We start from the raw sequence: 12,179 nt of genomic DNA, 5'->3' as shown, positions 1-12,179 counted from the left end.
GAATATCGTCCACCTCAATCCAGAAAAATCACCGGAAGCGGAGACGGGTGCTGTAAGGAAAAAAGCAGAGCAAAGAACGGCATAAATATTAAACGATTAAGGCGACAACTGGTTTGACAATTACCGACAGCGGTTGCGGAATAAAGGTTTTGAGCAGGATATTGCGCTTTACCTGCAAGGGGCTGGAATGGTGAACCGTGGCGCGGTAAGTCTTAGCCAGGCCATCGAACGACATCGGCGGCTCGTACCATTTGCCATTGTTTACGCACTCTAAAAAGTCCAGCAGCTCGCGGCGGTCGAGCACGGCGGAAGGCTCGCCAAAGGTGAAGGCAACTGAGCTGCTGGCCGATGGATTGGGCGCGCTGGCCAGCATGGTTGGTTTAGGTAAGTAAGGTTTCTTTTTCATTTAGTAGATCGCCATAAAGCTGGAATTAGTAGAAGTCGAGCCTTCGAGCGGCTCATTAAGTAAGGCATGCATACATGCCCATGCGAGATCGGCGTGGCTAAGCTCTTCTGAGCGGCTGGCCGAGTAAGTGACTTGCCGCCCGCTGGCGGTCATGGTTTTTTGAATCGCCATAAATGCGGCCGCAAGATCCGTCCAGCCCGCGTCAAACTCCAGGCGCCCTTTGCGGATCACGTCCTGCGCCTTCATGACTAAGCGCCCTTTCATCTCTACGCTGTAATTGATGGCTCTGGCCGCCGGGTAAAACTGTTTAACCAGTTGATAAACGCCCTGCCCAATGCCAGTCGTATCAATCCCGATATAAGCCACGTTGTATTGGCTGCAGATCTGCTTAATGCCTTCGGCCTGCGCGGCAAAATCCATGCCCTTCCATTGGCGTTTCTCCAGCACGCGGAACTTGCCGCCAGGCACCAGCGGCGGGGCCAGCACGATCAGGCCCGCGCTGTCACCGGATAAAGCCGGATCGTAGCCAAGCCATACAGGCCGGTGGCCAAATGGGCGCGGGGCGATGGCTTTGAAGTTTTCCCATTTTTCCCAGCTATCGACCATGCACTTTTGCAATTCAGATAAGGGAAAGATGCTGGCGCTAGTGCAGCGTTACGCAATTCGGCAAGACGATTGGATCGCATTTAACTCTAAATCAACGGCGTCTTTAGCTGAGCAGCCCCCTTGCGGCAACTCCCCACTACGCCACTCATCACGGCTTGTGTAGCATGGTCAACTCCTAAAGCCGGAGTTGATTCAATGAATAAACCATTCATCGCTACACTCATCGTCTTAATGATTGCACCTGCGTGGGCCAGGCAGCCCGTTGCCACGGGTTATGGTGGCGCAGTGGCGACGATTTCCGACCCTGCCAGCCAGGCCGCGATGCGCATCTTAAATGCAGGCGGCAATGCCATAGACGCCGCCGTTGCAGCAGCGGCCACGCTGGGTGTGACCGATCCATTCAGCTGCGGCATTGGCGGTGGCGGCTTTATGCTGATTTATTCTGCCAAAGATAAAAAAATCATCAGTATTGATTCCCGCGAAACGGCCCCCGCCTATTTCAATCCGCAGGTGTACCAAAAAAATGGCAAAGAAATGGAATGGGATGATGCGGTCCCCACCGGCATTTCTGTTGGTGTACCCGGCACGGTGCGCGGCTGGCATGAGGCACTGGCGCGCTATGGCACGATGGATATGGCGCGGGTATTGCAGCCCGCCATTCAGGTGGCTGAAACCGGTTTTAAAATCAGCCCTAATTTTTATCGCATTAATCAAATCAATGAAGCCAAATTTGCCCGCTTCAGCTCAACATCAGCATTGTATTTAAAAGACGGAAAAGCCCTGCCTGTCGGCACAAGCTTTCGCAACCCGGATTTAGCCACCACTTATCGCGCAATCAGCAAAGGCGGTGTAAAAGCCTTTTACGAGGGGGCACTGGCCAGGCAAATTGTACAAGCCGTGAATACGCCGCCCGTAAATTCAGGCGTTTCTGTGATGACGGGGCAAATGACCCTGGCTGATTTAAAAGACTATGAAGCACGGCTGCGCCAGCCCATTCATTCCACCTATCGGGGGCTGGATTTATACGGCATGGCCATGCCTTCATCCGGCGGCATAGCTATTGCAGAAGCGCTGAATATCTTAGAAGGCTTTGATCTTAAAACCATGCCCAAGGCGCAAGTTGAGCATCTGTATATGGAAGCCGCTAAGCTCGCCTTTGCTGATCGCAACGCCTATGTGGCCGACGGGGAATATACCGACGTGCCTAAAATCGGCCTGCTGTCCAAAGCCTATGCGGCAGAGCGCGCCAAACTGATCGATCTGAAACAAAGTCACGGCAAAGCCAGTGCAGGCGATCCGTTTTTATTCCAGGACGATCAATCCCGCCCGCTGCGCCCTAAAGCCAGCCTCAGCACCGAGCCAGCCCACACCACCCACCTGACAGTCAGCGATAAGGAAGGCAATATCGTTGCCTATACCTTTACCATCGAAGACTGGGGTGGCAGCGGCATTGTGGTGCCAGGCAAAGGATTCTTGCTGAACAATGAAATGACCGACTTTGAGTTCAGCGGCCCGCACCCTAATGTGCCCGAAGCAGGCAAACGCCCGCGCTCCAGCATGTCGCCTACCCTTGCCTTTAAAAATGGCAAACCGATATTTAGCATAGGCTCGCCAGGCGGCTCAACCATTATCACCACCGTTTTGCAAACCATCGTCAATCATATCGACCTTGGCATGCCACTGGGCGATGCGCTGGCCGCACCCCGCCTTAGCCAAAGAAATGGCGACAAAACTGAGGTAGAAACGCTGTTGAAATTTACAGGCAGCCCTCAGGCAAAAGCGCTGGAGCAATTTGGACATCAATGGAGTGAAACCGACGAAATTGGTGCCGCCAACGGTCTGCAGTTTAATAACGACGGCAGCACGACAGCGGTGAGCGAGCCATTGCGTCATGGCGGCGGCAGCGCCATTGTGCAAAAGCCGCAGTGATTTAAAGTCTCATGAGGGTGGGCATGCGTTTATGCCCACAATGCACATCAAGCTAGCTTTTGTAGGATGTGGTGGAGCGGAGCGATACCCATCGATGCTTTGAACTTGATGGGTATCGCCGAAAACATGGCTCCACCCATCCTACGGAACGCGTTGATGCTTAGCGCAAAGCTTTATACCCACGCGTTTTATGCCTAAGACGCGTGCGCTTTACCCAACTTACAGCGGTCGAATATTCAATTTGGCAAATAAATTACGATCGCGGCTTACATCAGGGTTGCCTGTGGTCAGCAATTTATCGCCGTAGAAAATAGAATTAGCCCCGGCCATAAAGCACAAAGCCTGCATGGCTTCCGGCATTTGCTGGCGGCCTGCGGAAAGGCGCACAAAGGACTTAGGCATGGTAATACGTGCCACGGCAATCATACGCACGAATTCTGTCCAATCAATCGCCTCGCCTTCTTCTAAGGGCGTGCCTTCGATCTTCACCAAATTATTAATCGGCACCGAATCAGGCTGTGGCTCCAGATTAGCCAGTTGAGCAATCAGGCCAACGCGATCCAGCCTTGTTTCTCCCAAACCCACAATCCCGCCACTACAGACATTCAAGCCCGCTTTACGCACTTTGCCCAAAGTATCCAGGCGATCCTGATAGCTATGGCTGGTCACGATATTGGCGTAATTTTCTGGCGAGGTGTCCAGATTATGGTTGTAATAATCCAAGCCTGAATCACGTAACTCTTCAGCCTGGCCTTCTTTCAGCATGCCAAATGTTGCACAGGTTTCTAAGCCCAGCGCTTTCACACCTGCAATCATTTTTTTAACTTCAACCAGATCTTTGGTCTTTGGGCCGCGCCATGCTGCGCCCATACAGAAGCGCGATGCGCCGTTTTCTTTTGCAATGCGCGCCACATCGATCACTTCATCGGCGTTCATCAGCACTTCTTTTTCTAGGCCCGTATCGTATCTGGCCGATTGCGAGCAATAACCACAGTCTTCTGAGCAGCCACCGGTTTTTACTGAAAGCAAGGTAGAAAGCTGTACCTTATTGGCATCAAAGTGCTGACGATGCACTGTCTGCGCCTGAAAAACCAAATCGTTAAAGGGTAAGTCAAAAAGCGCGGCAACAGCCTCTAAAGAGTAAGCACCACTTTCCGGATGCGGCGTTAAGCGTTTAAATTCAATGGGGCGGGCTTGGTTTTCTTGAGGCATCGTCATGGGCATAGACATCCAAATGTGGCCCTGGATCCGCACAGGAAGCTGGCAATTTCCAAGGTAAAACGCATAATCAAGCTGTGATTGTCTGAATCGGGCGCCAAGTTGTCAAATTTTATCTTTAATTTTTTGAACAACTGCGCGCCACCCTGTCGCTGCGTGCTTTGTGCGGCCAGCTGTAAAAACAACGCACTTTGCCCTGACTGTCTGCGCCACTTACCCTATTTAACTCAGGCGCTATGCCCTCAGTGTGCCCTGCCTGCCCATGATGGCGGCCTGTGCGCAGCCTGCTTAAATCATCCGCCTGCATTTGATTTTAGCTTTGCAGCTTTTACCTACACAGCCCCGATCACCCAGCTAATTATTGCCGCAAAGTTTTCCGGCCATTGGTCGCTTCTGCCTGCGCTGGGGCAACTGCTGCTGGACCAAGTCTCTGCCGCACCGCGCCCCCATTTTATAATCCCCCTCCCTTTACACCCAAAGCGGTTGTCAGAGCGGGGCTATAACCAGGCATTTGAGCTGGCAAAGCCCATTGCCCGGCAATTACAGCTGGATCTGCGGCCTGATCTGCTGGAGCGCCGTATCAATACCGAGCATCAGGCCCGCTTGTCACAAGCAGAACGCCATAAAAATATGCAAAAAGCGTTTTATACCCACCATAACCTTGAGGGAAAACATGTGGTGCTTATTGATGATGTGATGACCTCAGGCTCCAGCCTGCATGCGGCGGCGGCTTGTTTAAAAAAAGCAGGCGCTGCCCGCGTGGATAATTGGGTGTTAGCCAGAGCGATTTAAACAGCGCCCTGACGCTGATAGGCACGAACAATTTGGCTCATTTCACCCCGGGCAGAAAGTTGTTCTATGCCTTTATTTATTTCATTGATGAATTTCTGCCCATCAGGGTGCGTTTTACTGGCGGCAATATACAGTAAGTATTTTTCTGTACCTGACAAAGGCTTAATTTGATTATCGCTCTTTTTTAAATCAAACAAACCCAAATTAGCCAGCCTCCGGAAAACTTCCGGCATATCCACCACCACATCACAACGCTTTCTGTCTGTTTTCTTTAATAAACTTTGATAATCGCAGGCACCCAAATCAATTCTATTCTCCGGCAAATGAATATAAGGTGTTGCGCCCCCACGCACAGCACATGTTTATAAACGAGCCAAGTCAGTTAATCTATTTACCGCTGGTGTTTTATAACGGCTGCGGGCATACAAATGTGAAGGTGTAAGGCGGTGATAACTTTTTGAAAAAATGAATTTTTTATCACGCTCCGCCGTTTTAAAGACCGACATTGCCACATCAAAACGATGATGTGATTCAACCTCATGAATGCAGCGCGACCATGGAATCAAAGCAATACCAGGTGTTTTTTCAGATTTAAAAATACATTTAATTACGGCGGCAGAAATTCCATCCACCCCTGCATGATTATTTAACTGATAAGACATCGGCGGCTAGTGGCTGTCTCCGCCACAAACCTGAACCGGTATTGCGGCTGCAGAAAAGCCTAAGAAAAGTATAAGCCCCAACAACTTCATTACTTCACCGCCCAAATAAATGAAGCACCGCCTCGCCGAGGCTATTTACACATTACTTTACAAAAACAGACCTGATTATGTCTCTTGCTCAGTCGATAACCCTCGCGACCATTACTCTGCTTGAGTAAAGTGTCATGAAATAAGGGCATCCCACATATTTGACCATCCGAAATAGCTATGCTGGGCAAGCAGCTAAATCAAGGGTTCCGGAGCAAGAGACATAATCAGGAAAACAGATCTGATCTGTCGCTAATAATAATTGCTTTATATTTAATCCGGCGCATTAAAAACCACCTGAAAAGATTTTCCATAAGTAGGACTACTTACGCCGTCTAAATTAAGCAAGCGATTAAAATATAAATAATTTTCATTTGAGCGTTTTATTCAAAATAAACACTTACTTAGCGATTGTTCTTTAAATAGACAACAATAAGTTCCCTTGCATTTGCGTAAATTGTTACAGGCTTAATCGTGTAATAGTGACATGTGCATTATGGATTTGATCGTTAAAATGACGTCAACATTCAGATGACATGAGGCTGCAGGTGCGCCCTGACAGCACATGCGCCACAAAGAGGAAAAACCATGCAAAACCAGATCATTAACCCACGTGAAGTTCGTCAGCAGCTTGGCATGAACCAGCAAGAATTCTGGAGCAAAATCGGCGTAACGCAAAGTGGCGGCTCACGCTACGAAAGCGGCCGCAATATGCCACGTCCGGTTCGTGAGCTGTTGCGCGTTGTTCATGTTGAGCAAATCGATTTAGAACGCATCAATCGCGAAGACTACCAAATCATTCAGCACCTGCGCGAAGAACGCGTAGAGCTGTACAACACACTGCGTGCGGCGGCACAAGCTCACAGCGAGGAAAAACCGCGTCAGCAGTCTGCTTCAAGCCACCTACAGGCTTAATTTCACTTCCAGCCCAAGCCCAGTGATCCGCTGGGCTAATTCCTGCATCCATATTGCAGGTGCTGCGGCCAAGCGGCCTGCTTCTGCCTGCATTGAAGGCCGCGCCAATCCATAGAGCAACACACCTTCTATTTTTACGCCCGCAGCGATACTTTCCTGCAAAAAATCCAGATAGCCTTGTAATTGCGCCTCATCCGGCAAAGCGCCGTCCATTTCAAACATACAGGTTTGAATCCATGTCGGACAGTGTCTGGCTACCAGCATTAAACGCCGCGCAACTTGCGTGCGCTTATGCGAAATCTGGTTTACCAACGAAAACCCGTCTTCCGGCGCACGATCCAGCTTAAACCACACCTCGCCACCTGACGCACTCATCAGACTCAGCGCTTCCTGCACTTGCTTGCGGTCCAGCTGGCTGCCATTGGTAATCAGCACCAGCTTAATTTTGCCGGTCAGATTAAAATCACGAAGAACCGCGATTACCCGCTCTGCGCAGGCCAAAAACTGCAAGCTGCTTGTGGGCTCGCCATTTCCGGAAAACGCGACATCATTCAAGCGTCTGGCCTCAGGCGGGACACGGGTCTGCATAAAATCACCCTGCACAATATCGTGCAGCAGATGGCGCAGCTCAGCCTCCATTAAATCCAAATCCAGCTCAGGCGCGCCACCCCGCTTTAAATCCGGCACCTGGCAGTACACGCAGCGCCAGTTGCAGGCGTTATTCGGGTTGAGATTAATCCCGACAGAAACACCGCCTGCACGCCGCGAAACAACGGGATACACATAAACACAGCCGGCGCTATCCCGGCTGTGGTCAACCACTTGCAAAACGGTCTTACTTGTCATTCGCCTTCGCTCTCACTAATAACACTGGCACAGGTGTGGCATGTACAACGCCTTCGGCCACGCTTCCCATTAATAAATGAGTCAGCCCGCCATAGCCATGTGTACCCATCACAATTAAATCTGCCGACCAGCTGCTTGCTTCATTCACAATAGCCAGTGCTAAATTGCCGCCCCAGGATTCCAGCAAACTGGTTTCCACATCAAGACCATCCGCCCTTAATCCTTCTGCAAGCTCGGCCAGTAATTTCTCGCCTGATTGACGCAGGGCATTTTGCAATTGCGGTACATCCAGAAATTCATTTGCGCTCCATGCAAACTGAGCCAAATCAACAACATGGATCAATTTCACTTTTGCTTTCTGATCCCCGGCAAAACGACGCCCCTCTACAATCGCTGCAGCACTGGTATCACTATTATCTACGGGTACTAAAATACGTTGGTACATGATCAGTCTCCTTAATTAAAAGATACGGATATACCTGATTAGTTTAACAGCAAGCCACGGTTGCCTTGCATAAAGCTTCAGCATACACTCGTTAGCATATATTTAACCGCCCGTTTAATAATGCCCAGACTTAAACTTACTTTGCCAGAAGGCGCAGATTTTGAAACTCAGCTTAATGTACGGGTGACTGATCTTAATTATGGTAATCATCTTGCAAATCAGGCATTACTTGGTATGCTTCACGAAGCAAGGGTACGTTTTCTGGCCTATTTAAACTATACAGAATTAGGCAATGCAACAACGCCTGGAATTATATTGGCGGATGTTGAAATTCAATTTCGGCATGAAGCCTTTTTAGCTGATCAGCTCAATATTGCACTTCGGGTGGATCAACTCAACCGTGTTGGTTTTGATTTGTATTACCGGGTCAGCAATGTGACTGATCAGACTGAAATTGCACTTGCCAAAACATCGATTGTTTTTTTTGATTATCACACAACACATAAACGAGCATCCATGCCTGCATCATTTGAACAGGCAATCAATGCAATAAGGGAAAAACATGAAAAAATACGCAAACAACAGCCCTGAAGCAATGGCTCGGGTTTTAGTCATGCAAATGGTCTGTGATGGCAATTTTAATCCGGAAGAGCTAGAAGAATTAGAGCACTTACATGTTTATGAAGCCATTGGCATCAGCCGCAAAGGTTTTATTCAGGTTTTACAAGATTACTGTAATGACATATCTGATGAAGCAGATGAAGATGGCCGAATCAGTCTGATTAACCGTGAGCGAATTGATCTTATTTTAGATAATGTGAGTGATCCCAAAAAACGTTTACATGTTGCAGCTATGGCGCTTGATTTATCCAAATCGGATCAGATTATCAATGATGCTGAGCTTGCTGTATTTGGCCATATGCTCAATCACTGGCACCTTACACTTGATTCATTGCAATCTGCCTTTGAATCATAGGCTGCAAGGTTAAATAAAATAAGCCCCTATTGAGTACAGGCCTGAAAGAAGCCCCCTTCTTTCAGGCATATTTTGCTTTATATGCATTAAATATTTTTTTGTGAATACAGAGTAATTTCAGCCCGTACGCCGGGATGACAAAAGAATAATAAAAACAAGAAAATGCCCTTTGTTTCTGATGAAACATGGAGAAAAAAAGATGGAATGGATCAAGCAAATCCACATTTCGCTGGAAAAAGCATTACTCCCCACGCTGGCCAGAAAATTTGCCTTTATTCTGCTTTTTCTTGCCTTCCCTCTGATCATACTGATCGCCAGTTACTCGGCCGAAGACAGTATGCGCCAGCTGAGCCAGGCACTGCACCTTGCTGCTGCAGACAGTGAAAAGCTGCTCAGCATTATTATTAAGATTCAATTCTGGTGCTGGTTCAGCCTGTTTGCAGCCACCATCCTGGCCCTTATTCAAATCACCTATCTGAAATACTGGATTACACGGCCAATAAATTTAATTGCCAGTGTATTTCGTGATGCCGCCAGTGGTGAAGGCGATTTATCCAAAGATATCCCAGCCATTACTCATGATGAAGTCAGCCAATTGGCACGCAGCTGCAATTTATTTCTGGCCAAGCAGCGTGACATCATCGCTAATGTACAGGCCATGACCGTAGGCATTGCGCTGGAAGCGGCAAAATCGATGAAAAACATTAAAGATTCATCCGTTGCAACCCAACAACAAGACCAGTTGGCTCAAATGGTTTGCGAAGCAAGTAATTCAACCACCACCGGCATTAACCAAATCACCGACCGAACCCAGCATATATCAAAAACCACATCTGATAATTTACAATCCGCACGCTTATCCTTTGCTGAATTACAAGACGTCAGCGAAAAAATCAGTACCATTACCCAACGCCTGGCGCTTTTCAGCCAGACTGTTGATAATTTAAATCAGCGCTCTGCCAGCATTAAATCAATTGTTGGCCTGATCAAAGAAATTGCAAACCAGACTAATTTACTGGCACTGAATGCCGCGATTGAAGCCGCCAGAGCAGGTGAACAAGGGCGTGGATTTGCAGTAGTTGCGGATGAAGTGCGTAAACTCTCAGAAAAAGTACGCATTGCCACTGAAGATATTTCGCACAATATCGACAATATGCTGGATCAGGTTGCTGAAACACTGAATGAAACAGAAATGATTAATCAGGATGCAAACAGCACTAAAGACGTTGTGATCAATGCATCTTTGCAATTTTCAAATATGATGGCGGATTTCGAACAAACTTCGGTCACACTCGTTGATATTGCAAACACACTGGAGCTGTTTACCTCAGCAAATGAGCTGGTCAATTCAAATGTAACCGAAATTCATAAGCTTTCTCTTTCTGTGAATGAGCGGATGGGCCATTCTGCCAGCTCATCACAAGATCTGGCGCAGGCTGCCGAACGTGTTCAATCATTAATTGGCAGCTTTACGGTTGGCAAAGGTGAGCTGGATGCCACAATTCAACGCGCCGCGCAATTCAGAGACCAAATTGCAAAACATATTGCGGCATTAAAAGAGCGCGGTGTTGATGTTTTTGATCAGCGATATCAGGCTATTCCCAATACCAACCCGGCTAAATTTAAAACCAGTTACAGCGCATTATTTAATAATGAGATTCAGGCGCTCTATGATCAGCTGGTCAAAAGCACGCCAGGCGGAAAGTTTTCACTGGCTGTTGATCAAAATGGCTATGCTCCCACGCATAACAGCTGGTGCTCTAAAGCAATGAGTGGTGATTTGGAAACCGATTTAGTCAACAGCCGCGATCAGCGAATATTTAACGATGCCGTGAGTTTGCGTGCAGCGCGAAATGTACAACGCTTCTTTTTACAAACCTATGTGCGTGACACGGGTGAAATTTTAACGGAATTAGATTTACCCATTCATATTAATGGCCAGCACTGGGGCGGACTGCGCCTAGGCTTTGACGCCAGTACAATGACTAAGAGCTAAAACCACATCAAAGAAGTGCAGCTGGTTTGCCTTCCTGCATGGCAAACCAACACATGAAAACGCGTCTCTGCTGATTGAATGCCGCTGGATTAAACGGCTATCTGCTGCAATATGCACTTACCCGGCCTTAGAGGGCCTTCCTGTTTTAAGCTTTTCTATCGAATCAAATTGCTTTACCAGGTACTCATCAGGCATCGACACCAAAGCTTGTAACCCTGCCCGCAGCAGCTCACTTTTTTTAACAGCAAGACCCGCATCAAGGCAACGCTGCTTCAGCGCTGCCAGCTGAATATATTCAGCCTCGGGAATCGTAAAGCTATCACGCACTAACTTAGGTTTTTTCACCTTAGTAAGCTTTGTTTTTTTATGTACCTGTGATACAGGCTCCGCAGGCAACTCTGCTACAAGCACCACTTGCGCAAGCTCTGGCAAAACTTGTTTTGTTCTTCTGCGGCTTGCTGGCGCATTTCTTACTGCAAGTTTCTCTTGCTCTACAATAACTTCTTCAGTTATTTCTTTAACTTTACTTGAAGCCATAGCACGCACTCCCATATAAGGTAAAATCAGTATAAACTATATAAACAATATAAACCGTTGAATTCACACTCAGGTCATTATGCGCAGCATACTTATTGCAAATCCCAAAGGTGGCAGCGGCAAATCCACCCTCTCAACTCATTTGGCCGCATGGTTTGCATGGCAGGAAGAAACAGTCATGCTGGGGGATATTGACAGCCAGCAATCCAGCCGCCACTGGCTGTCGCTGCGCCCTCTTGAGTCTCCGCAAATTCTGGGATGGGATTTGGATGAAGACCAAAAAGCAAGACCCCCCAAAGGCACGGGTATTGCAGTGCTGGATTCGCCGGCAGGCTTGCACGGCAAGCGTCTGAAACAGGCGCTGATGCGTGTTGATCATGTGGTGATCCCTGTTTTACCCTCTGCTTTTGATATGTGGGCCAGTGCTGCCTTTTTTGAAGAACTCGCGGAAGTAAAAGCCATACGCCGCGAAGAAATCTCTGTTGCAGTAGTGGGAATGAGAGTGAACCCGCGTACCCAATCGGCCCAGCAGCTTACCGATTTTTTAAAACAATATGATCTGCCCCTGCTCACTTGCATCCGGGAAACACAGCTCTATGTGCAAAGCATTCAGCGCGGGCTGACTCTTTTTGACCTTCCTGCATCCCGCACCAAACAAGACCGCATGCAATGGCAACCCCTGCTTGATTGGCTGGTCAGCAATAAGCGCCAACAGCGGCTTGTAAGCTGATAATATGCCCCTTAAGGGCAAAAAAATGCCGGCC

The 12,179-nt window shown here is 48.3% G+C and carries 14 protein-coding genes and 1 pseudogene; 7 read left to right on the top strand and 8 right to left on the bottom strand.

Going from position 1 to position 12,179, the window contains the following annotated elements; genetic code table 11:
- Positions 1 to 88: 88 nt before the first annotated feature.
- Both CSQ88_RS16850 and CSQ88_RS16845 read right to left on the bottom strand, forming a co-directional pair.
- Positions 89 to 406, bottom strand: coding sequence for a hypothetical protein (locus tag CSQ88_RS16850; protein ID WP_218963131.1), 318 nt, complete (start codon positions 404 to 406; stop codon positions 89 to 91).
- Positions 407 to 1,048 (bottom strand): annotated as a pseudogene (locus CSQ88_RS16845) (oxidoreductase); the annotation flags it as partial.
- Positions 1,049 to 1,207: 159 nt separating this feature from the next.
- On the opposite strand from CSQ88_RS16845, the gene ggt reads away from it, so the two are divergent.
- A complete protein-coding gene (gene ggt / locus CSQ88_RS16840) occupies positions 1,208 to 2,941 on the top strand; it encodes a gamma-glutamyltransferase (protein WP_099399250.1) in 1,734 nt (577 codons plus the stop codon).
- Positions 2,942 to 3,160: 219 nt separating this feature from the next.
- On the opposite strand, the gene bioB is transcribed toward ggt, so the two are convergent.
- Positions 3,161 to 4,153, bottom strand: coding sequence for a biotin synthase BioB (gene bioB / locus CSQ88_RS16835; RefSeq protein WP_099399253.1), 993 nt, complete (start codon positions 4,151 to 4,153; stop codon positions 3,161 to 3,163).
- Between the two features lie 108 nt (positions 4,154 to 4,261).
- Here bioB and CSQ88_RS16830 point away from each other — a divergent pair, with 108 nt between their 5' ends.
- Entirely contained in the window at positions 4,262 to 4,951 is a 690-nt protein-coding gene (locus CSQ88_RS16830) for a ComF family protein (RefSeq protein WP_180273699.1), read from the top strand.
- On the opposite strand, the gene CSQ88_RS16825 is transcribed toward CSQ88_RS16830, so the two are convergent.
- A complete protein-coding gene (locus CSQ88_RS16825) occupies positions 4,948 to 5,253 on the bottom strand; it encodes a hypothetical protein (RefSeq protein WP_143449503.1) in 306 nt (101 codons plus the stop codon). The two genes, CSQ88_RS16830 and CSQ88_RS16825, sit on opposite strands and share 4 nt — an antisense overlap.
- Positions 5,254 to 5,313: 60 nt before the next feature.
- Positions 5,314 to 5,613 (bottom strand): transporter substrate-binding domain-containing protein, encoded by a 300-nt coding sequence (locus CSQ88_RS16820; protein WP_099399247.1) that lies wholly within the window; start codon positions 5,611 to 5,613, stop codon positions 5,314 to 5,316.
- A 675-nt stretch (positions 5,614 to 6,288) separates the two neighbouring features.
- Between CSQ88_RS16820 and CSQ88_RS16815 the strand changes: the two genes are divergently transcribed.
- Positions 6,289 to 6,615 (top strand): DNA-binding transcriptional regulator, encoded by a 327-nt coding sequence (locus CSQ88_RS16815; protein ID WP_099399246.1) that lies wholly within the window; start codon positions 6,289 to 6,291, stop codon positions 6,613 to 6,615.
- Here the strand turns inward: CSQ88_RS16815 and CSQ88_RS16810 are convergent.
- Together CSQ88_RS16810 and CSQ88_RS16805 are read right to left on the bottom strand one after the other, a co-directional pair.
- A complete protein-coding gene (locus CSQ88_RS16810; protein ID WP_099399245.1) occupies positions 6,604 to 7,461 on the bottom strand; it encodes a radical SAM protein in 858 nt (285 codons plus the stop codon). The two genes, CSQ88_RS16815 and CSQ88_RS16810, sit on opposite strands and share 12 nt — an antisense overlap.
- The gene (locus tag CSQ88_RS16805) at positions 7,451 to 7,906 is read right to left on the bottom strand and encodes a universal stress protein (RefSeq protein WP_099399244.1); all 456 of its coding nucleotides are present in this window, start codon (positions 7,904 to 7,906) and stop codon (positions 7,451 to 7,453) included. Before CSQ88_RS16805 ends, CSQ88_RS16810 begins: the two co-directional genes overlap by 11 nt.
- A 141-nt stretch (positions 7,907 to 8,047) precedes the next feature.
- On the opposite strand from CSQ88_RS16805, the gene CSQ88_RS16800 reads away from it, so the two are divergent.
- The 3 genes from CSQ88_RS16800 to CSQ88_RS16790 all read left to right on the top strand — a co-directional run bounded on the left by CSQ88_RS16800 (position 8,048) and on the right by CSQ88_RS16790 (position 10,878).
- Positions 8,048 to 8,497, top strand: a complete 450-nt coding sequence (locus CSQ88_RS16800) for a thioesterase family protein (RefSeq protein WP_218963130.1) — start codon at positions 8,048 to 8,050, stop codon at positions 8,495 to 8,497.
- A complete protein-coding gene (locus CSQ88_RS16795) occupies positions 8,469 to 8,882 on the top strand; it encodes a hypothetical protein (RefSeq protein ID WP_099399242.1) in 414 nt (137 codons plus the stop codon). Before CSQ88_RS16800 ends, CSQ88_RS16795 begins: the two co-directional genes overlap by 29 nt.
- Before the next feature lie 199 nt (positions 8,883 to 9,081).
- The gene (locus CSQ88_RS16790; protein ID WP_180273698.1) at positions 9,082 to 10,878 is read left to right on the top strand and encodes a methyl-accepting chemotaxis protein; all 1,797 of its coding nucleotides are present in this window, start codon (positions 9,082 to 9,084) and stop codon (positions 10,876 to 10,878) included.
- 117 nt (positions 10,879 to 10,995) lie between these two features.
- On the opposite strand, the gene CSQ88_RS16785 is transcribed toward CSQ88_RS16790, so the two are convergent.
- Positions 10,996 to 11,415, bottom strand: a complete 420-nt coding sequence (locus CSQ88_RS16785; RefSeq protein WP_099399240.1) for a hypothetical protein — start codon at positions 11,413 to 11,415, stop codon at positions 10,996 to 10,998.
- 79 nt (positions 11,416 to 11,494) lie between these two features.
- Between CSQ88_RS16785 and CSQ88_RS16780 the strand changes: the two genes are divergently transcribed.
- The gene (locus CSQ88_RS16780) at positions 11,495 to 12,145 is read left to right on the top strand and encodes a ParA family protein (RefSeq protein WP_099399239.1); all 651 of its coding nucleotides are present in this window, start codon (positions 11,495 to 11,497) and stop codon (positions 12,143 to 12,145) included.
- Positions 12,146 to 12,179: the final 34 nt, after the last annotated feature.

The organism is Iodobacter sp. BJB302 (assembly GCF_002735645.1).
Lineage (GTDB): Bacteria > Pseudomonadota > Gammaproteobacteria > Burkholderiales > Chitinibacteraceae > Iodobacter.
This window is presented reverse-complemented; position numbering and strand designations above follow the sequence as displayed.

What these genes read in the sequence shown, in the direction of transcription:
- CSQ88_RS16850 (WP_218963131.1), bottom strand. Translation starts at nt 406, where the DNA reads ATGAAAAAGAAACCTTACTTACCTAAACCAACCATGCTGGCCAGCGCG.
- ggt (WP_099399250.1), top strand. Translation starts at nt 1,208, where the DNA reads ATGAATAAACCATTCATCGCTACACTCATCGTCTTAATGATTGCACCT.
- bioB (WP_099399253.1), bottom strand. Translation starts at nt 4,153, where the DNA reads ATGCCTCAAGAAAACCAAGCCCGCCCCATTGAATTTAAACGCTTAACG.
- CSQ88_RS16820 (WP_099399247.1), bottom strand. Translation starts at nt 5,613, where the DNA reads ATGTCTTATCAGTTAAATAATCATGCAGGGGTGGATGGAATTTCTGCC.
- CSQ88_RS16815 (WP_099399246.1), top strand. Translation starts at nt 6,289, where the DNA reads ATGCAAAACCAGATCATTAACCCACGTGAAGTTCGTCAGCAGCTTGGC.
- CSQ88_RS16810 (WP_099399245.1), bottom strand. Translation starts at nt 7,461, where the DNA reads ATGACAAGTAAGACCGTTTTGCAAGTGGTTGACCACAGCCGGGATAGC.
- CSQ88_RS16805 (WP_099399244.1), bottom strand. Translation starts at nt 7,906, where the DNA reads ATGTACCAACGTATTTTAGTACCCGTAGATAATAGTGATACCAGTGCT.
- CSQ88_RS16795 (WP_099399242.1), top strand. Translation starts at nt 8,469, where the DNA reads ATGAAAAAATACGCAAACAACAGCCCTGAAGCAATGGCTCGGGTTTTA.
- CSQ88_RS16790 (WP_180273698.1), top strand. Translation starts at nt 9,082, where the DNA reads ATGGAATGGATCAAGCAAATCCACATTTCGCTGGAAAAAGCATTACTC.
- CSQ88_RS16785 (WP_099399240.1), bottom strand. Translation starts at nt 11,415, where the DNA reads ATGGCTTCAAGTAAAGTTAAAGAAATAACTGAAGAAGTTATTGTAGAG.
- CSQ88_RS16780 (WP_099399239.1), top strand. Translation starts at nt 11,495, where the DNA reads ATGCGCAGCATACTTATTGCAAATCCCAAAGGTGGCAGCGGCAAATCC.